Origin of the sequence: Actinokineospora globicatena (assembly GCF_024171945.1) — a bacterium.
Lineage (GTDB): Bacteria > Actinomycetota > Actinomycetes > Mycobacteriales > Pseudonocardiaceae > Actinokineospora > Actinokineospora globicatena.
Genome location: NZ_JAMTCR010000002.1, coordinates 2,724,213 through 2,750,696, shown reverse-complemented (window position 1 = coordinate 2,750,696; position 26,484 = coordinate 2,724,213). Strand labels below are relative to the sequence as shown.

Sequence of the window (26,484 nt, the reverse complement as noted above, 5' to 3'; positions counted from 1 at the left end):
CCCTAGCTTCGCCTCAGCGGTGCGGGAACGACCCGCGCTCGTGGCAAATAGTGAAGGGTGCCGCCCATGACGCGCAATCCGGACATCGATGTGTACGCCACCATCCGCCCCGGCACGGAGATCACCTGTGACGTCACCAAGTCCGAGGTCCAACTCCGCTTCGGTGGCCACGCCGACGGCTTCCACCTGATCATCGAAGCAGGCGCCCTGTCACGCTTTGTCGACAGCATGCAGGGCGCGCTCGACTCCCTCCAGAACGCCGCCTGAGCCGATTTCGGCGGGGGCCCGGTGGTTAGCGCTACCGGGTCCCGCCTAGGACTTGGCAATTGCCAGGAGATGGGCGCTGGCGTTGATGAGTAGAGGGTCTTGTTCGACAAGGCGTGCGCAGTGAAGGGCGGCAGGTACGCGCGTGGGGAACTCGGCCAAGCCTGCGACGTCTAGAGCGGGCCAGGTCGGGCCTTCGACGCCGTAGACCTCTACGTCGGCATAGCCAGCGGCGCGGATTTCGGCGCGCAGTTCGTCGGCGGTGTGCCAGTGGGTGGTGGTGAAGCCGACATGACCGTCGTACCGGCCCGTCGCGATGACCGCCTCCACCGAGGGAAGCAGGTCTTCGTCAAGCCTGCCGTCGGTGCCTGTCTCCATGGCGGAGAGGTAGCGGCTGATCCCCGCCGCGGCCAGCAAACCCCCCGGCCGCAGCACTCGCCGCGCTTCGGTCAAGGCTCGCGCACGGTCATCGGGGTCGGTGAGGTGGTAGAGCGGCCCCAGCATCAGCACGACGTCGCTGCTGGCGTCCGGGACGGGCAAGTCGCGGGCATCGCCGATCTGCGCTGTAACGCCAGACAGCACCGACGCGGCCTCGACATGTGCAGGCACCAGGTCGAGAAGATGCACCGTGTGCCCGTCGCGCGCGAGCCATTCGGCGTGGACCCCGGTTCCGCCTCCCACATCCAGCACGGTGGCCGGCATTGTCAGGAACCGGCGGAGGAGTTCTTGCGTGCGTAAGAACTCCAGTCGGCCGTGGGGCGTCCTGTCCAGTCGAATGACTTCGGTGTAGGTGGCGTAGAGCCGGACAACGTCGGGGTTCATAACGCATGGTGGATAGCACCACCGCAGGCGGTCAACTGCCTTTCGCTAGACGCCTAGTACTGCTCCGGCGAGACCTGCCAACTCCGGCGCTAGAGCTGGGCGGGAGGCGATGCGGCCGGTGCGAGGTAGGTCGTTCACGACCGTGAGGGCTGCGTGGACCGTCACCCGTGCAGCCGCCTCTGACAGGTCAGGGCGCGCTTCCCGTAGTAGTCGGACCCACTCGGCGACGTAACCCCGTTGTAGGGCGCGGAGTTCCTTGGCGTCGCGCTCCGGCAGGTTCGCCAGTTCCGTTGTGTAGACGGCGATAAGATCATCCGACCGCATAACCGTGTCGACGTAGGAGCGGGCGAGTCTTCTTAGGGCGTCAGACGGATCAGTGGCTGATGTCAGCGACTCCTCTAGTCCCCACCGAAGCCGGTCGGCCATGCGGCGGCTTGCAGCCAGCAAGATGTCGGACTTTGAGGCGAAGTGGCGGTAGACGCTAGGGCCGGCGATGCCGGTTGCGGCGCCGATGTCTTCCATGCTGACGGACGGGAAGCCGCGTTCGCGGAAGAGGCGGGTCGCGGATGTCAGTAGCTCTTCACGTCGGGTTGGGGCTGGGCTCCCGCGCCACACTGGGGTAGGTAGGCCTGCCGCGATGGGGGCGCGCACGATTGCCTCGGCCAGTGAGGCCAGCAACGAAGCGAACTCCGGGCCAGGTAGCTCTACCCGGTGGTCGCCGACGCTGCCGAACACGCTCAGGGCGGCGAAGCACAGCAGGTCCGCCTCGCCCGGGTCCAGTGAGGGGCGCAACCGTCGGAGGCCGGTCATCCACTGGCCGAGCAGAGCGCCGACCCGGCGACGGATCTCCTTCTGGTCGGCTTGGTGCAGGTGCCTGCCCTGCCAACGCCACAGTGCGGTGAGTGCGCGTTGCTCGATCGAGACCTCGGCGGCGGTCACCAGCAGGGGGCGCAGGGCGGCCGCTGGGTCGGCCTCGGCCAGCTCGACCGGTCCGGCGAGCCGCTCCGCCAGTCCGTCGATGCCGTTGAGCAGCACGAACCCGAGCACGTCCTGCTTGTTCTGGAAGTGCCGGTACAGCGCGGGCCCGGTCACCCCGGCGGCCGCGGCGATGTCGTTGACCCCGACGGCGTGGTAGCCGTGACGGCCGAACAGCTCGGCGGCGGCCACGGCCAGCTCGGCCTTGCGGTTGCGCCGCCCGCTCGGCCGGTCGCCTGCTCGCCCGGTCTGGGCACCGCGAGTCACTCGGGAGCCTCCTGGGGTGAGAGCGGAGTTACAACCGTATGCGGAACCCAGCACGTTGACAACCAGTTGATACTCGCGAGTATGTTAATGGGCATTAGCGCCAGTCAGCTCGAGAGAGGATCGGCCGAGTGAGTACCGAAGCCTTCATCTACGAGGCGATCCGCACCCCGCGTGGTCGCGGCAAGCAGAACGGCTCCTTGCACGGGGTCAAGCCCATCTCACTGGTCGTCGGCCTCCTGCACGAGCTCACGGCCCGCCACCCCGAGCTCGACCCGGCCACCATCGACGACGTCATCCTCGGCGTGGTCTCCCCGGTCGGCGACCAGGGCTCGGTCATCGCCCGCAGCGCCGCCCTGGCCGCGGGCCTGCCCGACAGCGTCGCGGGCCTGCAGATCGACCGGTTCTGCGCGTCGGGTCTGGAGGCGGTCAACATCGCCGCCGAGAAGGTCCGCTCCGGCTGGAACCAGCTGATCGTCGCGGGTGGCGTCGAGTCCATGTCGCGGGTGCCGATGGGCTCCGACGGCGGCGCCTGGTTCAACGACCCCGAGACCAACTACGACACCTACTTCGTCCCGCAGGGTGTTAGCGCTGACCTCATCGCGACCACCGAGGGCTTCACCCGCGACGACATCGACTCTTACGCTGTCGAGTCGCAGCGCCGGGCAGCGGCCGCGTGGTCCGCCGGGTACTTCGCCAAGTCAGTCGTACCGGTCCGCGACCGCAACGGCGTCGTGCTGCTCGACCACGACGAGCACATGCGCCCGGAGTCGACGGTAGAGAGCCTCGGCAAGCTGAAGCCGTCATTCGCCGGTATCGGTGACTTCGGCGGTTTCGACGCCGTCGCGTTGCAGCGCTACCACCATGTAGAGCGCATCAACCACGTCCACACGGCCGCGAACTCGTCCGGCATCGTCGACGGTTCCGCCCTGGTTCTTATCGGCAACGAGGCCGCGGGCTCCGCCGCCGGTCTTACCCCGCGCGCGCGGATCGTCTCGGCAGCGGTAACCGGCGCCGAGCCGACCATCATGCTCACCGGCCCCACCCCGGCCGCTCAGAAGGCGCTGCGCCTGGCGGGCCTGACCCCGGACGACATCGACGTCTGGGAGCTCAACGAGGCGTTCGCCGCCGTGGTGCTGAAGTTCATGCGCGACCTGGACATCCCGCACGACAAGATCAACGTCAACGGCGGCGCGATCGCCATGGGCCACCCGCTCGGCGCGACCGGCGCGATGATCACCGGCACCGTGGTCGACGAGCTGGAGCGGCGCGGCGCCCGGCGCGGCCTGGTCACCCTGTGCATCGGCGGCGGTATGGGCGTCGCGACCATCATCGAGCGAGTCTGAGGAGCCATGAGCATGATCGGCTGGGACGTCGACGGCGACGGCATCGTCACGCTGACGATGGACGACCCGAACCAGGGCGCCAACACCATGAACGACCTGTTCCGCACCTCGTTCGCCGAGGTGGTGGACCGGCTCGAGGCCGAGCGCGACAGCATCACCGGCGTCGTCATCACCTCGGGCAAGAAGACTTTCTTCGCGGGCGGTGACCTCAACCAGCTCATCCAGGCCCGCCCGGAGGACGCCGCCGAGATCACCAAGCGGGTCAACGACATGAAGTCCGCGATGCGGCGGCTGGAGCTGCTCGGCAAGCCGGTGGTCGCGGCGATCAACGGCGCGGCGCTGGGCGGCGGGTACGAGATCGCGCTGGCCACGCACCACCGGATCGCGTTGGACGTGCGGGGCAGCGAGATCGGCCTGCCCGAGGTGTCGCTGGGCCTGCTGCCGGGTGGCGGCGGGATCACCCGAACGGTGCGGCTGCTCGGGATCCAGAACGCGCTGCTGAACGTTCTCCTGCAGGGGCAGCGGCACAAGCCGGGCAAGGCGAAGGAACTCGGGCTGGTCGACGAGCTGGTGTCGACGCCCGAGGAGCTCGTGGCGTCCGCGAAGGCCTGGGTGAAGGCGAACCCGGAGGCGCGGCAGCCGTGGGACGTCGAGGGGTACAAGATCCCCGGTGGCACCCCGTCGAACCCGAAGTTCGCGGCGAACCTGCCCGCGTTCCCGGCGAACCTGCGCAAGCAGATCAAGGGCGCGCCGATGCCCGCGCCGCGCAACATCCTGTCCGCCGCCATCGAGGGCGCCCAGGTCGACATCGACACCGCGACCCGGATCGAGACCCAGTACTTCGTGGACCTGGCGGTCGGCCAGGTCGCGAAGAACATGACGCAGGCGTTCTTCTTCGACCTGCAGGCGATCACCAAGGGCAACAGCCGCCCGGACGGCCAGCCGCGCTACACCGCCCGCAAGGTCGCGGTGCTCGGCGCGGGCATGATGGGCGCGGGGATCGCGTACTCCAGCGCGCGGGCCGGGATCGACGTCGTGCTCAAGGACGTCACCCTGGAGGCGGCGGAGAAGGGCAAGGCGTACTCGGCGGGCATCCTCGCCAAGGCCGTGTCCCGGGGCAAGATCACCCAGGAGAAGGCCGACGAGGTGCTGGCGCGGATCACGCCGACGGCCGACCCGGCCGACGTCGCGGGCGCGGACCTGGTCGTGGAGGCCGTGTTCGAGAGCCCCGACCTGAAGAAGAAGGTGTTCGCCGAGGTCGAGGACCTGGTGGCACCGGACGCGCTGCTCGGCTCCAACACCTCGACGCTGCCGATCACCGGGCTGGCCGACGGGGTGAGGCGGCAGGAGGACTTCATCGGCCTGCACTTCTTCTCGCCGGTGGACAAGATGCCGCTGCTGGAGATCGTGGTCGGCGCGAAGACCTCGGACGTCGCGCTGGCCAAGGCCTTCGACTACGCGCAGCAGATCAAGAAGACGCCGATCGTCGTCAACGACAGCCGGGGCTTCTTCACCAGCCGGGTGATCGGGACCTTCATGAACGAGGCCCTGGCGATGGTCGGCGAGGGCATCGCGATCCCGTCGATCGAGCAGGCAGGCGCCCAGGCCGGGTACCCCGCGCCGCCACTGCAACTGCTGGACGAGCTGACTCTTACGCTACCGCGCAAGATCCGCGACGAGGCCCGCGCGGCAATCGAGGCCGCGGGCGGCACCTGGCCCGCGCACCCCGCGAACGAGGTCCTGGACCGGATGGTCGTGGAGTTCGACCGCAAGGGCCGCTCCTCGGGGGCCGGGTTCTACGACTACGCCGACGGGAAGCGCACCGGCCTGTGGTCCGGTCTCACCGCCGCCTTCGATTCCGGCAGCACGGAGATCCCCTTCGCGGACATGCAGGAACGCATGCTGTTCGCGGAAGCCCTGGAAACCGTGAAGTGCTTCGACGAGGGCGTCCTGCGGACCGTGCCAGACGCCAACATCGGCTCCATCTTCGGCATCGGCTTCCCAGCCTGGACCGGCGGCATCATCCAGTACATCAACGGCTACCCGGGCGGACCCGCCGGTTTCGTCGCCCGCGCCCGTGAGCTAGCAGCGGCATACGGGGACCGGTTCCTCCCGCCCGCCTCCCTCGTGACCAAGGCCGAGAACGGCGAGACCTACGCCTGACCGCGCTTCCCTCTGCCCGCCACTCGGCTCCACCAGTGGCGGGCAGAGGCCTTTTCCGCCTTCACGACCGCCTGGACCACCGTGCGCCGGTACCCCACCGATCGGGCCAGGTCCTCCGAATTGGCAAGCGGATCACTGGCCGCCAGTGCACGCTGGATCTCCAGCGCCTCGTCGATCGCGACCATCCCCTCTCGCGCCCGCCCGGCCTTCACCAGGTCCAGGGCGTAGTGGCTGAGGGCGAGGCCGAGCCCATCCAGGTAAATGGGGTTCCGGTTCGCCAGTTCGCGCCTGATCGCCAGCCCCTCCTCGACCAGGGCCATCGGTTGGTCACGGTGGAGCATGAGCAGGTGGAAGGACAACGTGCTCAGAACGAGGGAGAACGTGTGCAGGTGAACGTCGGGATCGCGGCGCGCCAACGCGCGTGCCAGCACCACGGCTTCCTCGACCACCGCCAAGGCGTCCTCGTACCGGTCGTCCGCGTGCAACGCGGATGCCAGACCCTCCACCGCGCGCACGAGGCGCGGAACCCTTTCGGAATCGCTCGCGGCCAAGGCCCGGAACAGGCGCAAGGCCTCCGTGGCGGCGACCACGCCGTCACCGGCGCGACCCACCCGCGCGAGGCTGATCTTGAGGCTGGTCAGGCACTCCGCGAGACGCGAGACATCCTCGTCGCGGAGCTCGAGTTCACGCCAGGTCGCGGCGGCCTCCTCGAGCGCGACCACGGCGTCCTCATGTCGACCTACCTTCGACAGCCGCCCGGCGTGGTCGCTCAGTGCCTGTGCGAGTTCGGTAGAGCCACTGCGGCGGTGTCGAGCCACGCCACCGGTGATGTCCGCCGCTAGGTAGGCCAAACGCTTGCTGTCGCGGGGAAGCGCGGCACCGAGAGCGATGAGGGTGGTCGCGGTGGTGTCGGAACTGGCCACGACGGTGTGTAGGGCCGCGAGCAGCGGGTCGGGGAACTCGGTCGTCAGCATGAGCACAAGCGCGGGCACTGCAAGGGTGTCTGGGTTCGCGGTGATAAGTGCGGTGATGTGCGCCGCGAGGTGGTCGTGGTGGGGACCGTGCGCTAAGGCTCGGGTGAGGACCGTGAGGAGGGTGGTCACCTGCGGCGGGGTGGCCACAGCGACCAGCCGGGTCGTCAGGTCGGGGGTGGCGTGGACTTGGCGGGCCACGTGGTGTTCGGCGAGGCGGTGGGGTTCGGGAGCGTCGAAGGCGCGGCGCGGGCTGGTGGGCGGGTAGAGGGTGCCGAACCAGGTAATGAGGGCGTGGACCGTTCCGGCGGAAAGGCCGGGGAGGGTCTGGAGAACTGGTTCAGCGTCCGCGGGTGTGGAGAGGCCCGCGAGGGCTAGGAGGGCGACGGCGTTGTGCAGGGTTGCTCGGTCAAGAGTGGCTAGAGCGGGGATCTGTTTGGCAGTCTTTTCCCAGTGGCGGCGTTCGTGGAAGAGGACTCGGCCTTCGGCGGTGTGATCCGCAGTGTGCTGTGGGGGCGCTGCAGCGTCTAAGAGGTCAGCCAGGGCAGTGAGGTGCCACGTGAGGGGATGGTCATTCTTATCGCGAGCGGGAAGCTTGGCCGTGCGGCCGTCGACTCGGGGTAGCGCGTTGGCGTAAGAGGCGAGAACCTTCCGGCGGTCGGCAGTCGGGGTCAGTGGGTCTAAGCGCTGGATGGTGGCGCCGACCAAGGCATTGCCCACCCCAGGGACGTGCTCCCACCATTCGCCGTGGGTGCGGGCCAACAGCAAGACCTTCACGTTCGCGGTCGCCAGGACGCTCAGTTGCTCCAGTCGGGTCTCGGCGTGGTCGAGCACGACCAGGGTCGGGTGCCGGGAATCGGCGACGACCCGCAGTGCGTCCGGATCAGCGTCGGGATCGGGCCAGAACACCAGCCACGACGCGGGCAGTTCCTGGCCCAGTCGCAACGCCAGGCGCGTCTTGCCCTGGCCTGCCGGTCCGTGCAGCAGCCACACGGGGTAGCCCGGTCGGGCCAACCAGGCGTGCAGCGACGCCATGATCTCAGGCCGGGGTTGCCACGGCGCGATCTCGTGCCGGGCGAGCACCAGCGCGGACGGGCAGGCCATCCGACCGGTGCCGACCGCCAAGGGCTCGAACTCCGCCGCGACCAGCCTGCCGGAGGCGCCCAGCGCGGCCAGGAACGCGCCGTCGTCCCACAGCACATCCGTTGGTACGGCGACAAGTTTGGGGCCTTGGGGGTGCGCGGCGACAACACCGACCAGGACATCGCCAACGAAAACGCCCGCACCGGTACTCCCCTGCAACGTTGCGAGCGAGCGGCCGCGCACCGTGTACCGGTCCTCGGTTTGCCTCACCTGACCGGTGGCCTGGCGAACCCCAGAGCCACAACCACCCCAGACCTCGCACGCCTGTCCCGGCCGGTGCGTCGCAAACCGACCCCACTTCACCGGTTCGATGTCAACGAAGCCATCGACGGAGACCAGCGCCGCATCGTTGCGCCCGCCGGGGGTGCCCGCCCACACCACGGACCCGTCAAGCGCATCCATGCCACCGACCTTGACCGCGCTCCCCACCGCACCGCACACCCGCGCCGACGCCAGCACCAACCCGGGCGCGACCACGCACCCCGAGCCCCGCTCCCCCGCCTGCCCCCGGACCGCGACCGCCCGTTCCCGGCCCATCAGTCCCGGATGCTCTTCTTGGCCAACAGGTACGCGGGGAGCAGGACCTCGTCGTACTCGGCGTCCTTGGCACCGGTGGCGATGACGACCATGGTGAGGTCGATCGACTCGACGCGGTGGGTGAAGGCCCGGTTCTGGTAGCGCGTGTGCCAGGTGACCTCGGCGCTGGCGAGACCGCCGACGAGGGCGTCCCGGATGTCGACGTCGGTGGGGTCGTTCGCCGGGTCGACGGTGTCCTGCAGGAACTGGCGCGGGGTGGGGGTGGTTCCCGGGTCGGGCTCGGTGCGCTCGTACACCTCCAGCGTCCCGTCGGCGGAGTCCCCGGTGGTGATCACGCAGTCGATCGTGAGCCGGTACTCCTTCCCCGAGAAGTAGGTCCGATTCGGCGGCTCGACCCGCCACCCCGCGGGCACGTCCATGACCCCGACCGACCCGCACGCCCCGGTCGTGTCCCCCGCCGCGGCGGGAATCGCGACCTCCCGCCAGGGATCGGAGTCCCTACTGCCGCACCCCGCCAGCACCAAGACCCCCGCGACCGCAGCCGCCCGCATCCGCATTGATCAATCCTCGCGCACCCCCGCCGCCCCCTGTCAATCACCGCGGCGGCAGTCCCCCTGCTGGCCCCGCAAGACGACCAGCAGCTCGCCGAGGGCCTCGCGGATACCCGCGGAATCGCCCACGCGGCTGCCATCCCCACCGGCCACCGCTGTCCCAGCCCTACCGCCCCTGGATCGCGCCCGCGCGCGCAGGCAACCCCTGCCCAGCCCCCACCCTCTCCGGGGGGCGTCCCTGGGCCAGTCTACCGGGACCCACCGACAGTTGATCTTGAGAAGGCCTCGACAGAGATCCACATGTGGATAACTCCCGTCCCCCAGAAGACAGAAATTGGCGGAGTCGGGCAGGGCGCATCGGCGATCGGGTGCCCGTCGTTCGGGCGTCGCACGGGGGTGTGCGGCGGGTGTCTACTGGGGGGATGTCCTCGCTGCTGAACCTGCTCAACGGTGCTGAAGAGGTGGACGCGGTCGCGGCGTTGCTGCGGTGTTGCGGGTCGGGGCGGTGGGCGCGGGAGGTGGTGGCGCAGCGGCCGTTCGGGGGGATCGGGGATGTGGAGGAGGTGTCGGCGGCGGTGTTGGCCACTCTGGACTGGGCGGAGGTGGTGCCGCTGTTGGACGGGGTGGCCAGGGTGCGGGAGCGGTGGCCGGACCTCGGGCGCGGGGAGCTGATCTACGAGCAGCGCTTCGGCCACCGGTTCGTGCTGTGCCCGGCGGGGTTGGGGCGGGCCGAGGCGCTGGCGGCGCTGCGGCACCGGTCCGGGCACGACCGGTGGACCGAGCGGGCGGTGGCGACCGCGGAGTTGGCCAGGGTCGTGGCGGCGCGGGTGCGCGGTCTCGTACTGGGTGGAGTGTCCACAGTGGCGTCGCCGGGCCAGGTGGCGATCTGCCACGTGGCAGATAATGATCACTCTCGGTAGATCACACTCAGTCAAGGATGACCCGAACGGACGTGGGGGTTTGTCAGTAATCTGAGCGGCACCAACGCCGAATCAGAGGTGCGCTCCGTGGTCGAATCCGCCAGATGGGTTGCCCTTGACGCGATTGCCCATCCCGCACCGCCGCATGGGCGACGGCAGCGCGCGCCGGGACGACCCCCAGAGCCACCGTGCGTGGCGACACTCGGGCGCTGAACCCCACCGGTACAGCGAATGCCACCCGTTCGGACTAGGCGACTCCCGGCCAACTTGCACCGATGGGGTGGCGCTGAGTCCACGTTCGGGTGCACAGTGGTACATCTCAGGGCATCTCTCAGGCAGCACCCGGCGGCATGGCCCGGCAGCACATCCGGAGCCGCCACTCCCCTGTCGGAAACGAAAGCGGCGAGGACTTCTCCAGCGTGGACCGGCTTGAGTTGGCCACCGAGTGGGCGACCGCGTTGACCGGGATGGTCGACGCGGCCCACCCGTTGCCCGCGCGCGAGCTCGACGAGCTGATCGCCTCGGTGATCGCCGACCCGTCGCGCGCGGCGCGGGCCGGTGCCCGCCTGGTCGAGGCCGGGTACCGGGACCCGGACTGCCTGCGGGTCAGCATGTCGGTGCTCGCCGCCGGGCTGCTCCGACTGACCACAGTGGACGAGACGGCGGCCGCGCTCGCGGCGCTGGCAGCGGGTTTCGCCGAGGCGGCCAGTTCCCGGCCGTCGGACGCGCTGGTGGTCGCCGACTTCGAGCGCGACCTGCGCGCCAGCGAGGCCCGCTTCCGCGAGCTGTTCACCACCTCGGCGCTGGGCATGGTGATCTCCGACCTCGACGGCGGCTCGGTGCGGGCCAACGAGGCGCTCGAGACCATGCTCGGCTACCGCGAGGGCACCCTGGTGGTCGGCGCGGTCGACGAGCTGTTCCACCCGCAGGAGCGCGAGTACCTGCGGGAGCGCTACGACGAGCTCGCGGCCGGGCTGTGCGACCAGCTGCACGAGCGGACCCAGTTCGTCCGCTCCGACGGCGAGACGACCTGGGTGCGCATCGGCGTGTCCCTGCTGCGCGACCGCGACGACCTGCCCGCGCACCACGTGACCATGGTCGAGGACATCTCCGACCTCTACCTGCTGGAGAACCGGCTCAGCTACCAGGGCACGCACGACCCGCTCACCGGGCTGCCCAACCGGCAGGCGTTCCTCGGCCGGTTGGAGGAGGCGCTCGGCGCGGGCGCGGACGTGTCGGTGTTCCACCTCGGGCTCGACGACTTCGCGGTGGTCAACGACGGGATCAGCCGCGAGGCGGGCGACCACCTGCTGCGCGCGGTGGCGCAGCGATTACGCGAGGTCGTCGGCGACCACCCGGGCGTGATCGCCAGGCTCACCGGCGACGAGTTCGGGATCATGCTGGTGCACGAGCCCGGCGAGCTCGACGTCGGGTCGATCGCGGCGGAGATCAACGAGGTGCTGGCCGAGGCGACCTATGTGGACGGTGAGGGGATCGCCGCGTCGGCCACCATCGCGGTGATGAACCTGCCCTCCCCGACCAGCGACCCCGGTGAGCTGCTGCGGGCCACCGACATCGCCAGGCGCCGGTTGCGGCTGCAGGGGCGCAGGCAGTGGTGCATGGTCGACCCGGAGCAGAACCTGCGCTACCGCGAGCACTACCGGTTGGCCGCGGGCATCCCCGGCGCCTGGGAGAACGGCGAGCTCGACCTGGACCTGTGGCCGCTGGTGACCCTGGCCGACCACGCCGTGGTCGCGACCCAGGCGCTGCTGCGCTGGGAGCACCCGCGCTTCGGCACGCTGGGCAGCGAGCGGCTCGAGCAGATCCTGCGCGACACCGGCCTGGGTGTCCCCTTGGGACACTGGGTGCTGCGCCACGCCGCCCAGCTCGCCGCGGCCGCCGGGTCCGCGCTGTACCTGGAGCTGACCCCGGAGCAGGCGGCGGACCCGGACCTGGTCATGGTGGTGCGGCGGGTGCTGGCCGAGACCGGGCTGGAGGCCGACCGGCTGGAGCTGGGCATGCCGGTGCAGGCGCTGTGCTCGCCGGAGCAGCCCGCCGAGGAGAACCTGACCGTGCTGGTCGACATCGGCGTGCGCTCGGTGCTGACCGGGTTCGGCCGCAGCCGCGGCGACCTGGCCTGCCTGGAGGACCTGCCGATCCAGACCGTGCGGATGTCCGAGCACGTGGTGCGCCGGTTGGCCAAGCCGGACCAGGCGGCGCTGTTCACCCGCGCGACGCTGGGGCTGGTGCCGATGGTGCGCGAGGTCGGCATCTCGGTGCTGGTGACCGGGCTGACCGATCCGGCGCAGGCCGCGTGGTGGGCCGCGGCGGGCGCCGACCTGGCGTCCGGGCCGCTGTTCGGCTGAGTCCGCGCCGCCCGGGGACGACACCGACTCGCGCACACCGGCCCCTGGAGCCGCGTCGACCCGAGGCCCGCGGTTGGTTCAAGCCCAGTGCTCGTTCTAGCCCAGTGGAGGGCCAGGCCCGCGGCGGTTCAGCCCAGTGGTGGGCCAATCCTGCCGCGGTTCAGGCTCGTGGCAGGTCAGGCAGCCAGGACGGCGGCGCCCAACGCGGTGGCGCCTGCCTCGGTGATGGTCGCGGGCACCAGCTCGCCGAAGCGGCCGTGCGTCGCGGTGATCAGCCCGTCGTGGGTGAGCAGGTGCGCGGTGAACTGGTCGCAGCACGGCACACCGTCGATGTAGAGGTCGGGCTCGGTGCCGCTGGCCAGGTGCGCCCTGCCCTCGGCGACGGCGCGCAGCATGGCGCGGGCCCGGTGGCTCAGCTGATCGGCTGGCTCACTCATGGTCGGTCATCCCCCTCGGGGTGGAGTGTCGGTCAACACCTTGGATGCTTGACCCCTGCACGGGGTTGCATCGGTTTCGACCCCCACCGATGTTATGAACGTGACCTCATTGTGAGATAAGAGGCAGCGGCGTGGCGCACAGATACCACTCTTACCGGTGACCGTCGATTTCCGGTGTGTGAATGAGTGGTAACTGGGTACGCGGCACGGGTGCGATCAGGTTGACGAGCGCTCCACCAGCTCCGTTGGCAACAACACCGAGGGCGGCAGCGGCTCGTCGCCCGCGAGCTGCGCGAGCAGGTGCCATGTGGTGGTGCGCCCCAACTCTTCCACGTCCTGACGGACCGTGGTCAGTTGTGGCGCCGTTGTAGTCGCGAGCACCGAGTCGTCGAAGCCCACTAGCGCGATGTCATCGGGCACGCGCTTACCGTGTTCGGCGAGGGTCCTTAACGCGCCGACCGCGATAATGTCCGCGGCGGCGAACACCGCGTCGATGTCCGGGAATTTCGCGAGCAGTTCCGCCATCGCCCGCGCGCCGCCCTCGACGCTGAAGTCGGAGTACGCGACGCGTTCGGCGGGCTCGGGCACACAGGCCTGCCAGCCCGCGAGCCGGTCGACCCCGGCGGCCATGTCCTGCGGTCCGGCGATGGTCGCCAGGACGCGGCGGCCGGTCGTGATGAGGTGCCTGGCCGCCGCGGCGGCGCCGGTGAAGTTGTCGGAGTCGACGTAGGGGACCTTGATCCCCGACAGCGGCCTGCCCACGAGCACGACCGGCAGCCCGGCCTCGACCAGGCGCGCGGGCAGCGGGTCGCCGCGGTGCAGGCTCACCACGACCGCACCGTCGACGTGCCCACCGCACAGGTAGGACTCGAGGGCACCGTCCTCGCGGTCCTCCTGGTCCATCAGCAGCACCAACTGCCTGCGGCTGCCGGTCATCCCGGCGTAGACGCCGCGCAGGATCTTGGCGAAGAACGGGTCGCTGAAGACGCGGTCGCCGCGCTCGGAGACGACCAGCGCGATGGAGTTGGTCCGGCGGGTGACCAGGTTGCGGGCGGCCTGGTTGGGCACGTAGCGCAGCTCGGCGATGGCGGTGTCCACCGCCAGCTTGGCCCGCTTGCTGACCCCGGGCAGGTTGTTGATCACCCGCGACACCGTCGACCTGGAGACCCCGGCCACTCGCGCGACCGCCTCCAAGGTGGGGGCCTGCGATCCTCGCATCCTCACTCCGATCCCGTGCCCCGGCCGTCTGGTCAGCGGCGGTGCCGGTCCTGGGTGTTGGACAGGCCGAACAGGATCCGCTGCATCACGTCGTCTCCGTCGTCGTGCAGCGGCTCGCGTGCCGCCTCGATCGCCGCCGCGGGCGATGGCCTGCGTTGCCGCCGGGGCAGCGGCACCGCGGACGCGTTCATCCCGCCGGGCAGCGGGAGGCTCGCCCACAGGAGATAACGGCCGTCACCCAAATCAGTGACGCCCACTCGGGGACCGTCCGGAATGGCCGGGGTCCGCGCCACCCTCGGCGTCTCGATCTCGATGACGAGATCGGGTCCGGCGACCCTGATCCGCGCGGTGAGCATCCCCGGGTTGGCCGGGTTCGCCGCGCCGACCACCGCCTGTGCCAGTGCTCGACCGGCTTGAGCTGCGGCGTCGCGCATCGGGCGGAGGTTCCACTCGGTCGCCGAGAACCGCACGAACATCTCCGTGCACCCGACAGCGGTGGGTAGGGCGACCAGTTGCAGGTCGTCCATCTGTTCGGTCCGGTCGTTCATCGCGTGCGTCCTTCCCGGTCCCCGCGCGTGCGCAGATGGTGCCACGTCACCCGTTAGTAGCGGCACCCCAGGTCGTCTCCTTTACGGAGAGTGCACACAACCGGCCACGTGGTGACCCACCGCCGCCGACCACCCACCGCGGCGGTGGGAACCGGGCGCCGCGCGTCACGTTCTTCCGACGACCGTACCGAGTTGATCGCCCGGACTCCACGGAGTCCGGGCGCGACACCCCGAACGGCCGTGCGCGGCGAAGGTGAGCGGTCGTGCACAACGGGTGCGCACGGGCGCACTTCAGCGAATCTCCACGGTATGTCCACAGAGGACTCGACGGCGGCGCTCACGCCAGCTTCGCGGCGAGGACGGTCGTCCACTCCGCCAGGACCCGCTGCCTGCGCCGGGTGTCGTCGGTGAGCAGGTTGGCCAGGCCGAGGCCGCGGGCGAGGTCCAGGGTGGCCTGCACCGCCTCGCGCACCCCGGGCCGCGCCTCGTCCACACCGAGCGCGTCCACGGTCAACCGGTGCGCCTCGCGGCCGACCCTGGCCTCCAGCGGCACCACCTGCACGCGCAGCTGCTCGTCCGAGGCGGCGGCCACCCACAGCTGCAGCGCCGCGGCGAACAACTTGCCCGCGTACATCTCGCCGATCGCCTCGACCACGAACCGGGTCCGGTCCGGGCCGGGCGGCAGGCTGGGCAGCGCCGAGCGCAGGAACTGCACCCGCTCGTCGGTCACGTAGCCGATGGCGGCGGTGAACAGGTCCTCCCTGGTCGGGAAGTGGTGCTGGGCGGCGCCCCTGGACACGCCCGCGCGCTCGGCGACGACCGAGACCGTGCTGCCGCTCCAGCCGACCTCGGCGAGGCAGTCCACCGCCGCGGCCAGCAGCCGACCCCGGGTGGCCCGGCTGCGGTCCTGGCGCGGTTCGCGGACTGCCTCACCCATGCGGTGCCCCCACTCAGTAGGACTTGGGCAGCCCGAGGGTGAACTGCGCCACGAAGTTCAGGACCATCTCGCGGCTCACCGGGGCGATCCTGGTCAGCCGGGACGCCGCGACGAGCGCACCGAGACCGTACTCGCTGGCCAGACCGTTGCCGCCGTGGGTTTGCACGGCCGCGTCGACCGCGCGGACCACGGCCTCCCCGGCGGCGTACTTGGCCATGTTGGCGGCCTCGCCCGCGGCCATGTCGTCGCCGGCGTCGTAGAGCCAGGCGGCCTTCTGGGTCATCAGCTTGGCCAGGTCCAGCTCGATCCTGGCCTGGGCGAGCGGGTGCGCGACGGCCTGGTGCGCGCCGATCGGCTCCTTCCACACCTGCCGGGTCTTGGCGTAGTCGACGGCCTTGGCCAGCGCGAACCGGCCCATGCCGATGGCGAAGGACGAGGCCATGATCCGCTCGGGGTTCAGGCCAGCGAACAGCTGCATGAGCGCCGCGTCCTCGGACCCGACCAGGGCGTCGAGCGGGAGCCGGACGTCGTCGAGGAACAGCGAGAACTGGTAGTCGGGGGAGACGATGTCCATCTCGATGCGCTGGTAGGTGAAACCGGGCGCGTCGGTCGGGACGATGAACAGGACCGGCTTGAGCTTGCCGGTCCTGGCGTCCTCGGTGCGGCTGACCACCAGCACGGCCTGCGACTCGTCGACGCACGAGATGTAGACCTTGCGGCCGGTCAGCAGCCACCCGTCGCCGTCGCGGCGGGCGGTCGTGGTGATCCGGTGCGAGTTGGAGCCCGCGTCCGGCTCGGTGATCGCGAACGCCATCCGGACCGTGCCGTCGGCGAATCCCGGTAACCACCGGCGCCTCTGCTCCTCGGTGCCGTACCGGGCGATGATCGTGGCGCAGATGGCCGGGGAGACGACCATCTGGAGCAGGGACGCCCCGGCGGCGGCCAACTCCTCGCACACCGCGGCGAGGTCACCGATGCCGCCGCCCCCGCCGCCGTACTCCTCGGGGACGTTGACGCCCAGGTAGCCCAGCCTGCCCGCCTCGTCCCACAGCTCGGTGGTGTGGCCGCCGGACCGGGCGGCCTTGAGGACGTACTCGTGGCCGTACTTGCGCCCCAGCTCCCCCACCGCCTTGCGCAGAGCCTGGCGTTCCTCGGACTCGACGAAGCTCATGTCCCCTCCACAGGTTCGTCCGCACGCACGACGGCCAGCACCCGGCCCACCTCGACCTGGTCACCGGCCCCGACCGGCAGCTCCGCGACCACCCCGGTCACCGGCGCCACCACCCGGTGTTCCATCTTCATCGCTTCCAACCACAGCAGCACCTGCCCGGCCGCCACCCGGTCCCCCGCAGCAGCGGCGACCCGGACGACGGTGCCGGGCATCTGGGCCAGCAGGGACCCGGCCGGGGTCCTCGCCGCCGGGTCCGGGAACCGGTCGGGCACCTCGAAGGCGACCGAGCCGGTTGGTGTATCCACAAAGGACCAACCGGGGGCGCGGGCGACGTCGAACCGGCGCACCACACCGTTCACGGCCAGGCGGACCAGGTGCGGGGTAGCTTCAACCAGATCGACGCCGTCAGTGGTGAGACCGTCGGTGGCGAGCCCGTCGCGGCCGATCCGGTAGCGGACCTCGTGGTCGCCGATGACCTTGACCTGCGGCTGGGAGACGACGTTGCGCCATCCGCTCGGCAGGCGGCCGAGCACTCGCGCGGCGGCTCGGTTGGCCTCGGCGTCAGCCAGCGCGGCGGCGAGGGCGGCCAAGGCCTCGGTGTCCTTGTCCAGCAGCGGGGCGGTCAGGTCGTGGCGGGTGAGGAAGGCGGTGTCGGTGGCGCCGTCGCGGAAGGCCTCGTGGCGCAGGACCTGGACGAGCAGGTCGCGGTTGGTCTTGACGCCGTGCAGGCGGGAGCGGGTGAGGGCGCCCGCGAGGACCCTGGCGGCGGTGGCGCGGTCCGGTGCCCAGGCGATGACCTTGGCGAGCATCGGGTCGTAGTGGACGCCGACGACCGAGCCGGTCTCGACGCCGGAGTCGACGCGGATGCCGTCGGTGGGGATCTCGAAGCGGTGCAGGGTGCCGATCTGCGGTCGCCAGTCGTTGGCCGGGTCCTCGGCATAGAGGCGGACCTCGATGGCGTGGCCTTGCGACGGGGGCGGCTCGGCGGGGAGGCGGGCGCCCTCGGCTACGGCGATTTGCAGGGCGACCAGGTCGAGCCCGGTGGTCAGCTCGGTGACGGGGTGCTCGACCTGGAGGCGGGTGTTCATCTCCAGGAAGTAGAACCGGCCGGACTCGTCGGCCAGGAACTCGACCGTGCCCGCGCCGGTGTACCCGACCGCTTCGGCGGCGGCCTTGGCGGCGGCGAACAGCTTGTCGCGCATGCCATCCGTGCGCTCGACCAGCGGCGACGGGGCTTCCTCCACGACCTTCTGGTGGCGTCGCTGGATGGAGCACTCGCGCTCGCCGACAGCCCAGACCGTGCCGTGCTGGTCGGCCATGATCTGGACTTCGATGTGGTGACCGGTCTCCAGGTAGGGCTCGCAGAACACCGTGGCGTCACCGAAGGCGGAGAGCGCTTCCGACCGGGCCGCTTGGAGTTCGGCGTCCAGGTCGGCGAGGTCGCGGACCACCCGCATGCCGCGTCCACCACCACCGGCCGAGGCCTTGATCAGCACGGGGAGGTCTTGCTCGGTGACGTTATCCACTTCGGACAGAACTGGAACGCCTACCGCAGCTAGGAGGCGCTTGGACTCGAACTTGGAGCCCATCTGGGCGATGACCTCGGGAGCGGGGCCGATCCAGGTGAGGCCAGCGGCCAGAACGGCGCGGGCGAAGTCGGCGTTCTCGGAAAGGAAGCCATAGCCGGGGTGGATGGCGTCGGCACCCGCGTCGAGCGCGGCTTGGACCAGGAGGTCGGCTCGGAGGTAGGTGTCGGCGGGAGCGGCGCCAGGTAGGCGGACGGCGGTGTCGGCCTCGGTGACGTGCGGGGAGTCCGCGTCAGCGTCGGAGTACACGGCCACTGTGGACAGACCCAGCGCGCGAGCGGTGCGGAACACCCGGCGGGCGATCTCACCGCGGTTGGCGACCAGGACACTGTGGATGGTCATCGCACTCACATCCGGAAGACGCCGTAGCCGGTGGCGCCCTCCACCGGTCCGGAATGGATTGCGGATAGGGCTAGACCCAGCACCGTGCGGGTGTCGCGGGGGTCGATGATGCCGTCGTCGTAGAGCATGCCGGACAGGAACATCGGCAGCGACTCCGCCTCGACCTGACCCTCGACCATCGCCCGCATGGCCGCGTCGTGGTCCTCGTTGTAGGGCTGCCCTCGGCGCTCAGCGCCTTGCCGCATGACGATCGAGAGCACGCCCGCGAGCTGGGCCGGTCCCATCACCGCGGACTTCGCGCTGGGCCAGGCGAACAGGAACCTGGGGTCGTAGGCGCGGCCGCACATGCCGTAGTGGCCCGCGCCGTAGGACGCTCCGATGAGGACGGACAGGTGCGGGACCCGGGAGTTGGACACCGCGTTGATCATCATCGCGCCGTGCTTGATGATGCCGCCCTGCTCGTACTCCTTGCCGACCATGTAGCCGGTCGTGTTGTGCAGGAACAACAACGGGGTCGCGGTCTGGTTCGCCAGCTGGATGAACTGGGTGGCCTTCTGCGCCTCCTCGCTGAACAGCACGCCCTGGGCGTTGGCGAGGATGCCGATGGGGTAGCCGTGCAGCTGGGCCCAGCCGGTGACGAGACTGGTGCCGTAGAGGGGTTTGACCTCGTCGAAGTCGGAACCGTCGACCACGCGGGCGATGACCTCGCGCGGGTCGAACGGGACCTTGAGGTCGGCGGGCACGATGCCGAGCAGGTCTTCCTGGTCATACAAGGGATCGGTGTAGTCAGTGGCCGGTTCCGGGCCCTGCTTGCGCCAGTTGAGGCGGGCGACGATGCGGCGGCCGATGCGGATCGCGTCGCGTTCATCCTCGGCGAGGTGGTCGGCCAGGCCGGAGACGCGGGCGTGCATCTCCGCTCCGCCAAGGGATTCGTCGTCGGCGTCCTCCCCGGTCGCCATCTTGACCAGCGGCGGGCCACCGAGGAACACCTTGGCGCGCTCGCGGACCATGACGACGTGGTCGGACATGCCGGGCAGGTACGCGCCGCCCGCGGTGGAGTTGCCGAAGACCAGGGCGATGGTGGGGACTCCGGCGGCGGAGGAGCGTGTCAGGTCGCGGAAGGTGCGGCCGCCGGGGATGAAGATCTCCTTCTGGGTGGGCAGATCCGCGCCGCCGGACTCGACGAGGTTGACGGTCGGCAACCGGTTCTGCGCCGCGATGTCCGCCGCCCGGAAGCCCTTGCGCATGCCCCACGGGTTGATCGCGCCGCCCTTGACCGTCGGGTCACTGGCGTTGACCAGGCACTCGACGCCCGCCACCACGCCGATCCCGGTGACCAGGCTGCCGCCGACCTGGAAGTCGGTGCCCCAGGCGGCCAGCGGGGAGAGCTCCAGGAACGGGGAGTCGGGGTCGAGCAGCAGTTCGACGCGCTCCCTGGCCAGCAGCTTGTCCCGGTCGCGGTGGCGGGCGACGTACTTCTCGCCGCCCCCGGCCACCGCCTTGGCGTGCTCGGCCGCCAGTTCGGCGAGCTTGGCCAGCATGCCGTCCCGGTTGGCCCGGAAGTCGGCGGCGCCGGGGTCGACCGAGGAGCGCAGCGGGGTCACCGCACCACCGTGGCACGGGCGCGGTCGCTTTTCAAGCATGCATGCTTGATTGTTTCGTGGCGGCGCGCGGGCTGGGCAGGTCACCGGGGTGCGTCCAGGCCTCCAGGGCGCGGCGGTGTGGGCCGTCGGGGACCTGGGCGAGCTGGGCGAGGGCGCGGTCGGTGTAGTGCTCGGCGAGGTCGTTGGCCTGCTGACCGGGGTTGGGGTGGGCGTGACGGGCCAGCAGGTCGGTGAGGGTGGGGCGGTTCTCGCCGGGGTCCTGGGCCAGGTCGCGCGTGAGGTCGCCGCGGAGGTGCAGGGCCATGCCGAGGGCCTCCCCGAACCCGGCGAGGGCGACGGTGTGCTCCGGCGCGGCCCCGGCGAGCAGGGCCCCGATCCGGCAGGCGGCGGAGGTCATCGCGGCGGTCTTGTAGTGCGCCATCTCCAGATACGCCGACACCGGCGCGTCCACCCCCAACGCCAACTCCAGCGCGGCCCCCTTGCAGGCCAACCGCCCCGCGCTCGCCTGAACCCGCATCACCTCGACAACGACCTCAGCCCTCGCTTCAACATCCGCGAGGGCCTCGAACCAGGTGAAGCACAACGCATCCCCAGCGATGATCGCCGCGCCTTCCCCAAACCGGCTGTGCACCGCTTCGCGCCCTTCCCGCCGACTGATGAGGTCGTCATGGATAGCCCCTCCCACATGCGCACACTCCACCCCCACCGCCGCGGGCAACACATCCTCAAGCCGCCCACCCACCGCGAGCGCGCTCCGCACCAGTAACAAGGGCCGCAACAACACCCCACCAGCCCCCAACGCATACCTGGCAACCCCCGAAACCACATCACCCCCACCCCATCGCCCGGCGATCGCCTCCCGCACCCTCTCGACCAACACCCCATCGCCACCAACCCAAGAATCCATACCCCAAATGCTCAAACCCCCCACCCCCCACGTCGACCCCCACCACCCGATCGGCTGCCCCTCTCTTTCCCACCCCCTCTCCGCCCCACCCGGCCCCAGCCACCAACACCCCACCTCTCCGGCACGCCTAGCTGGCGCAGCTGCTCGCCATCACGATCGAGGGTGTACATCGGATCGAGGAAGCTGCGCCCAGTCACCCTCTGCTCCATCGCCCGCGGAACGGAACCGCGGAGCTGCTACTCCGCCGACGAGGTGCTCGCACGTCAGCACGTGCGCTGGCGGAAGGCATCACCACCGAGACTGAGCCCGATCAGCCTGCCGAACTCGTGGTGCCGATCGCGCGGCGGATGTGGGCCGACCCGCAGACCCCCGATCGCGGCAAGGTCTCGTTCAGGCAGGACCACAACCCTCTGGTCAAGCAGGTGGCCGCCACGCACCGCACATGGGCGCTACCCAGCGAACAGGGTGTGGACCTCCGCGGGATCCCGATCGAGTAGTGCTTCCAGCTCGTCCGGCCCGATCACGGGGTGATTGGCGTAGGGTGTCGGCGTGTAGTCGAGACCTGGACGGCACAGTCGATAATCGGTGGACGTTCGGAAGTAGGCGAACGGGATGCCAGCGGCGTGCAGGCGGCGGGTTATCCGCCACGCCCGCTCATCGGACACCGTGACGGCCTCTACCCGCTCCTTCAGTTCCGGGACGATGGTGTGGTAGCTGTCGTCACCGAGGGGGTTACCGGTGACGACCACCTCACGCAGCAGGGGCAGCGCGCGTAGCGCGGAAACGTCACCTACCACGTTGTTGGGCAGCCGAACCCGTTTCAAGGTCGGCACGGTCGCCAATGCGTCGATGGTGGCGACCGCGCTGTGCTTGACGGTGATCGCGGCGAGCGCCCGGTGTCCCGCCAGCGGCGCAAGGTCACGCCCTGGGTAACCGTCGAGCCGCAGCGCGAGCAACCGCGTGAACTGGTCGAGGCCGCTGATGTCACGAGGGGAGATCAGCGCCAGGGACTCCACTTCGCCGATATCAGCCTGGGTGAACGGTCCAGGCCGCTGGAGCGCCAGGGTCACGCCACGTTCGACTTCGGGATCAAGCGCAGGCATGTTCAGCTCAGTCCCTTCACGGCTTTCTCGGCCTCGTCGAGGTCGTTCTGGATGATATCGAAGCGCACGGCCTGTTCCGCCATCAGTTGGAGGACCGTCATCTGGCCGATGCCCGCACCGGTCTTCACCAGAGCCGCGACCGTGGTTCCCAAGAACGCCTCGTCAGAACTCTCATGCTCGCCGTTCCAGACGAGCGGGTCGTCGGATCTGCGCATCTCCGCCCGCAACGCGGAGACGTAGTCGACAGCCTTCCCGGTGTGGGCGTAGAAGAGACGGCGGAGTCGATTGTGGAAGTCCTCTTGGCCGTTCGTCAGCGTGAACTTGAACTTGATCTTCCCGTTCTTTTTGTAGGACTCCCACAAGGCACCCGAATGGCCATAAGGTGTGGCGCCCTCGATTCGCCAAAGGACGTATTCGGTCCTCGAGCGCAGGGCGTGGTGCAACGCGACCCACCGGGCAGCCTCCAGTTTGTCCCCGCGTGACAGGTTGCTCACGGCACGCAGCAGCACGTCCGGGATGAAGTCCGTGGGAATCCACTCGTGCTTACCCGAGTCGGCACGCCGGAAGAGATCCATGAGGAACTCTTTCGACGGTTTGTGACGCGTCCACAGCTCGAACACCCTGGTGTTCCACTCGGAACTCTCAGTGGCGGCGTAGTGCAGGAACCCGATGATCCCGCCCTTCGCCGCGACAGTGGCTTCCAGTTCTTTATTCGCCTCGGACCCAGACCCGGGCAATGGCTTGAACGCACCCCACGTCCCCGTGTTGGGGTTGTACTGCATCAACTGGACCTGTTTCTCGGCACTGGCGGAGCGCCGGGCGAGCGGCTTCTTGAGATCCGCCAACGCCGCCTCGCCGAGCATCACCAACAGCGGCTTGCGCAGAACGCCCTTGGGGCCCAGGACGTGCCCGTAGAACTCGTCGGTCTGCGCTGCCGTGCCATTGACGCTGCTCCGGCGCACTTTGCTCGTGAAGTAGTCCAAGAGCGAGCGGTGCGTGTCCGTGCTGGTCAACATCTGGGTGGTGACGGCGGGCAAGGGGTTGAGGTCGACCGCTGGGTGCTCCCACACGCTCGTCTCGTCCACTTCGGTCTCGTCGAGCACCTTGTTCCACGCGCTTTGCGCCTCCCTGGCGAACCTCTCTCCGTGCTGCGGCAGCGCGTGCTTGATCAAAGCGAGGTACCTGGCGTCCCGCGTGGTCGGCGCCGCGCCGTCGCCCGCGATCCGACGACTGCCGGTCTGCGCCGTCTGCACGTGCACCACCTCACCGGCGGTCGTTCTCGACTCGACGACCAGTCGCAGCGGGATCCGGTGCCTGCGTTCGATCGCCGGGATCCGGCCGGTCACCTGCTCGTGCGTCGCGCTGGGCGTGAGCAGCCTCTCCGCGTCCCGAAGCGCGGCCCGCTCCCGCGTGGCACTGCCGTCTCCGGCAGCCAACCGACCGCCCCGGCCCTTGGCCTTGGCCTTGGCCTTGGCCTTGGCCTTGGCCCAGAGCTTCTTGGCGATTACGGCGATCTTGTCGACGACCCAGTCGACGGCTTTCATGACGGGCTTGGACAGGGACTGGACGAAGGACTTGACCTTGTTGGCGATACCGCTGATGCCGAGGATGGCGGCGAGGGCACCGATGAGGACGGGGATGGAGAGGGCGAGGGCGTTCTCGATGAGGGCGGGTACGCCGCCCGCTCCGCCACCCGCGATCGCGATGACGGCGTCGAGGACGGCGTTGACGAAGGCGATGATCTGGGCGCCTTGGGTGACGATGAAGGTCACGATGTCGATGATCATCTTGACGGCCTTGATGAACGCCGAGGCGGGGTTGAGCAGGCTGATGATCCAGGTGATCCCGGCGATCAGCACCGTGGGAACCAGGTACTCGACGATCTTGCCGAACAGCTTCGACTTGAGGTCGCCGACCTTGTCGCGGACGGTTTCCCAGATGCCGCCGACGCCCTCGGCTTGCAGCTTGCGCACGACGGGCACGGAGGATTCGACGGCGCCCACCGCTTGTTCGGGAACTCCGCGTTGGATGATGCGGCCGCGGATGGCGGCCCAGGTGAGGCCGAGCAGGGAGCCGATCATCACGATGATGCCGCGAAGGTCGAGTTTGGCCGGGAGTTGCAGTCCGGCGCCCGCGGCGGCGCCCATGAGCCAGCCGACGAGGCCCTTTTTGAGGTGTTCGCCGATGTTGGCCATGAAGGTGCGCAGGCCTGCCCCGACGGCGGAGACGAGTGTGCCGAGGAAGCCGATGGGGTCCTTGATGATGGCCATGACCGCGGCGGCGGCTTTGGCGAGGATTCCGAGGAGCAGGTCCTTAAGCTTGAGGATGGTGTCGATGACGCCCTTGACGGCGTCGACCGCTTTGGCGACGAGGCCCTTGTTCTTCTCCTTCTCCGCGGCGATCTCGGCGTCCACGCTCTTGAGCGCCTCGTTGTACTTCGACGCCAGGGTGGAGACCAGTTCCTTTCCCTTGGCGTCCACCGACTCTGTCAGCTCATCGAACTTCTCGGTGAACTCACCGGCCGCCTGCTGGCCGATCGCGCGCAGTTCCGGGGACAGCGAGTCGACCGCGGCCTTCAACTCGGCGCGCCCGGTGGCGATCCGCGCCTTGGCGCGGGTCAGCTCACCACCCACCACGTCCGCGACGTCGGAGATGACGCGCTGCATCCCGCTCACATAGCCCTGGCGGGCCACGACGAAGATCTGGTCGGCTTCCTTGGGCAGCCCGGCGAACTTGTCCTTGATCCACCGGAACCCGCCGGCAGGCCCCGAGTAGCGCTTGTCCTTGTAGGCGTTCATCCGCCGCTTGTGCTCGGCGGTGAACGCGTCCCGCACGGCCTTCTCGCCCGCGGTGAACCGCTCGTCCACCTTCTTGTCCAAGCCGGCGAGAATGCCATCGACATCGGACTTGGTGGCGTCGAACACCTTCTGCAGCTTCGCGGTGACCTGGACACGGTGCGTCTCGTCCTTGCCCTTCGTGCCTTCCTTGCCCGCCGACACCACCGCACCGGCCTGCTTGCGGTCGGCGGCCAACCCGGTCATCGCCCTCGCCCCGACCGCGGCCGCCTCGCCCTTGGTCTGCGCCAGCGTCGTCGCCTCGGCCGCCCGGACCTGCCCGGGCGCGGTCGCCGCGTGCTGCTCACCCTGCTTCTTCTCGGCGAGCGCACCGGTGAACTCCGGCTCGTTCGACCTCGCCAACTGCTCCTCGGTCACCTCCGCGGCTGCCATCTGCTGGTCGACCTGCTTCGGACCGGCGGAGAAGTCCGTCGCCGCCGCGGGCGCCTTGTCCGGCACGGCGTTGGCCGCGTTCGGGGCCTCAGGTGCCTGCGGCGCCTGATCCGGCGTGAGCGGCGTAACCGGTTTCTCCTTGGCCTGCGACGTATCCGGTGGCGCCTTGGTGGTGGTCTCCACCGGTCCCGCGGACGCGTCCTTGCCCGCCGAGACCTGCCCCTGCACCTGCCCCTTGACCGCGTCAGCCTTGCCCGAGTCACCGAACTTGTCGGCCTCGTCGAGGTTCTTCGGGGCCTGCGCGGCGATCGCCTCGTTCACCGCCCGCACGAACGCGGCCTTGTCGAACTCACCCGGCTTCGCGGCGTTCATCTTCTCCGCGTTAGCAGCCTTGCCCTGCGCCTCCTTGTCATCCTGCGGCGCCCTCGCCGCCCCCTGCGCAGCCGACACCTCCGCCACCGCGGCCGGGTGCGCCTTCACCACCCGCGCCTTGCCCGCCACCTCCGACTCGACCGCCACGAACTTCGGGTCCGCCTCCGCCGGGGCCCGACTCGCCTCCGCAGGTGGTGCACCACCTGCGGGCACCCGCTGCACCGGCGTTCGCGGACGCGCCAACAACCGCGCCGCAGCACGGTTCCCCGCCACCCGCTGCAACCGCTGCACACCCACCACCGACAACGGCCGACCAGGACGCGCCACCTCCCGTGGCTGCTCGATGAGGGGCACAGCCGTCCGGTCGCCCCCATGCCCAGCAGTCCGGTCCTCCCCAGGTGCCTTCACCACCCCAGTCTTGGACCACGCACCCACCCTCCGGACGGTGCGCACAGCCATGATCAAGGGCAGCCACCGCTGCCCCAATGGGTGAATCACCGACCAGACGCAGGTCTTGTGCGTGCCAGCCAGGTTGTCGGCAGCGAGCAGCGTCCCCGTACTGTCGGGAGGGCCTGCTTCCCTCGACGTGGACCATGTTCCTGCGACCCGGGCTTGGAGTTGTCCGTCTTCCGCGCTGACCATGAGATGACGCGATCGATCCGTTGCAGGACAGGGCGGACGGGCACCAGTTGGCCCACCCGAGCGCCCCG

General features: G+C 69.8%; 19 protein-coding genes. 5 read left to right on the top strand and 14 right to left on the bottom strand.

Annotation, left to right across the window (positions count from 1 at the left end; all coding sequences use genetic code 11):
• Positions 1-66: 66 nt before the first annotated feature.
• Positions 67-267 carry a hypothetical protein gene (locus LV79_RS12410; protein WP_253835201.1) on the top strand — a complete coding sequence of 67 codons (201 nt, stop codon included), beginning with the start codon at positions 67-69 and terminating at the stop codon, positions 265-267.
• A 45-nt stretch (positions 268-312) separates the two neighbouring features.
• On the opposite strand, the gene LV79_RS12405 is transcribed toward LV79_RS12410, so the two are convergent.
• Together LV79_RS12405 and LV79_RS12400 are read right to left on the bottom strand one after the other, a co-directional pair.
• Entirely contained in the window at positions 313-1,086 is a 774-nt protein-coding gene (locus LV79_RS12405; RefSeq protein ID WP_253835199.1) for a class I SAM-dependent methyltransferase, read from the bottom strand.
• A 45-nt stretch (positions 1,087-1,131) separates the two neighbouring features.
• Complete coding sequence (locus LV79_RS12400) at positions 1,132-2,328, bottom strand: TetR/AcrR family transcriptional regulator (protein ID WP_253835197.1); 1,197 nt, start codon at positions 2,326-2,328, stop codon at positions 1,132-1,134.
• Positions 2,329-2,456: 128 nt separating this feature from the next.
• Here LV79_RS12400 and LV79_RS12395 point away from each other — a divergent pair, with 128 nt between their 5' ends.
• Positions 2,457-3,671: an acetyl-CoA C-acetyltransferase gene (locus LV79_RS12395; RefSeq protein ID WP_253835194.1), complete on the top strand. Its 1,215-nt coding sequence runs from the start codon at positions 2,457-2,459 to the stop codon at positions 3,669-3,671.
• A gap of 12 nt (positions 3,672-3,683) precedes the next feature.
• Positions 3,684-5,834: a 3-hydroxyacyl-CoA dehydrogenase NAD-binding domain-containing protein gene (locus tag LV79_RS12390; protein WP_372495339.1), complete on the top strand. Its 2,151-nt coding sequence runs from the start codon at positions 3,684-3,686 to the stop codon at positions 5,832-5,834.
• On the opposite strand, the gene LV79_RS12385 is transcribed toward LV79_RS12390, so the two are convergent.
• Both LV79_RS12385 and LV79_RS12380 read right to left on the bottom strand, forming a co-directional pair.
• A complete protein-coding gene (locus tag LV79_RS12385; RefSeq protein WP_253835191.1) occupies positions 5,825-8,485 on the bottom strand; it encodes a hypothetical protein in 2,661 nt (886 codons plus the stop codon). The two genes, LV79_RS12390 and LV79_RS12385, sit on opposite strands and share 10 nt — an antisense overlap.
• Complete coding sequence (locus tag LV79_RS12380) at positions 8,485-9,042, bottom strand: lipoprotein (protein WP_253835189.1); 558 nt, start codon at positions 9,040-9,042, stop codon at positions 8,485-8,487. The genes LV79_RS12385 and LV79_RS12380 overlap by 1 nt, the downstream gene beginning before the upstream one ends.
• 416 nt (positions 9,043-9,458) lie before the next feature.
• On the opposite strand from LV79_RS12380, the gene LV79_RS12375 reads away from it, so the two are divergent.
• Complete coding sequence (locus LV79_RS12375; protein ID WP_285469163.1) at positions 9,459-9,956, top strand: 2-oxo-4-hydroxy-4-carboxy-5-ureidoimidazoline decarboxylase; 498 nt, start codon at positions 9,459-9,461, stop codon at positions 9,954-9,956.
• A gap of 419 nt (positions 9,957-10,375) precedes the next feature.
• Complete coding sequence (locus LV79_RS12370; protein ID WP_253835186.1) at positions 10,376-12,322, top strand: EAL domain-containing protein; 1,947 nt, start codon at positions 10,376-10,378, stop codon at positions 12,320-12,322.
• 176 nt (positions 12,323-12,498) lie between these two features.
• Here LV79_RS12370 and LV79_RS12365 read toward each other — a convergent pair whose 3' ends face one another.
• The 10 genes from LV79_RS12365 to LV79_RS12320 all read right to left on the bottom strand — a co-directional run bounded on the left by LV79_RS12365 (position 12,499) and on the right by LV79_RS12320 (position 26,065).
• Positions 12,499-12,759: a hypothetical protein gene (locus tag LV79_RS12365; protein WP_253835184.1), complete on the bottom strand. Its 261-nt coding sequence runs from the start codon at positions 12,757-12,759 to the stop codon at positions 12,499-12,501.
• Between the two features lie 216 nt (positions 12,760-12,975).
• A complete protein-coding gene (locus tag LV79_RS12360; protein WP_253835182.1) occupies positions 12,976-13,977 on the bottom strand; it encodes a LacI family DNA-binding transcriptional regulator in 1,002 nt (333 codons plus the stop codon).
• 32 nt (positions 13,978-14,009) lie between these two features.
• The gene (locus LV79_RS12355; RefSeq protein WP_253835180.1) at positions 14,010-14,525 is read right to left on the bottom strand and encodes an ATP-binding protein; all 516 of its coding nucleotides are present in this window, start codon (positions 14,523-14,525) and stop codon (positions 14,010-14,012) included.
• A gap of 337 nt (positions 14,526-14,862) precedes the next feature.
• Positions 14,863-15,462 (bottom strand): TetR/AcrR family transcriptional regulator, encoded by a 600-nt coding sequence (locus LV79_RS12350; RefSeq protein WP_253835178.1) that lies wholly within the window; start codon positions 15,460-15,462, stop codon positions 14,863-14,865.
• Positions 15,463-15,475: 13 nt separating this feature from the next.
• Positions 15,476-16,633 (bottom strand): acyl-CoA dehydrogenase family protein, encoded by a 1,158-nt coding sequence (locus tag LV79_RS12345; RefSeq protein WP_253835176.1) that lies wholly within the window; start codon positions 16,631-16,633, stop codon positions 15,476-15,478.
• Complete coding sequence (locus LV79_RS12340) at positions 16,630-18,561, bottom strand: acetyl/propionyl/methylcrotonyl-CoA carboxylase subunit alpha (RefSeq protein WP_253835174.1); 1,932 nt, start codon at positions 18,559-18,561, stop codon at positions 16,630-16,632. The genes LV79_RS12345 and LV79_RS12340 overlap by 4 nt, the downstream gene beginning before the upstream one ends.
• Positions 18,562-18,566: 5 nt before the next feature.
• Positions 18,567-20,165 carry an acyl-CoA carboxylase subunit beta gene (locus tag LV79_RS12335; RefSeq protein WP_253835172.1) on the bottom strand — a complete coding sequence of 533 codons (1,599 nt, stop codon included), beginning with the start codon at positions 20,163-20,165 and terminating at the stop codon, positions 18,567-18,569.
• A gap of 31 nt (positions 20,166-20,196) precedes the next feature.
• Entirely contained in the window at positions 20,197-21,072 is an 876-nt protein-coding gene (locus LV79_RS12330; protein ID WP_253835170.1) for a polyprenyl synthetase family protein, read from the bottom strand.
• 449 nt (positions 21,073-21,521) lie between these two features.
• Complete coding sequence (locus tag LV79_RS12325; RefSeq protein WP_253835168.1) at positions 21,522-22,142, bottom strand: leucine-rich repeat domain-containing protein; 621 nt, start codon at positions 22,140-22,142, stop codon at positions 21,522-21,524.
• Positions 22,143-22,177: 35 nt separating this feature from the next.
• On the bottom strand, positions 22,178-26,065 hold the full coding sequence (locus tag LV79_RS12320; RefSeq protein ID WP_253835166.1) for a phage tail protein: 3,888 nt from the start codon (positions 26,063-26,065) through the stop codon (positions 22,178-22,180).
• Positions 26,066-26,484: the final 419 nt, after the last annotated feature.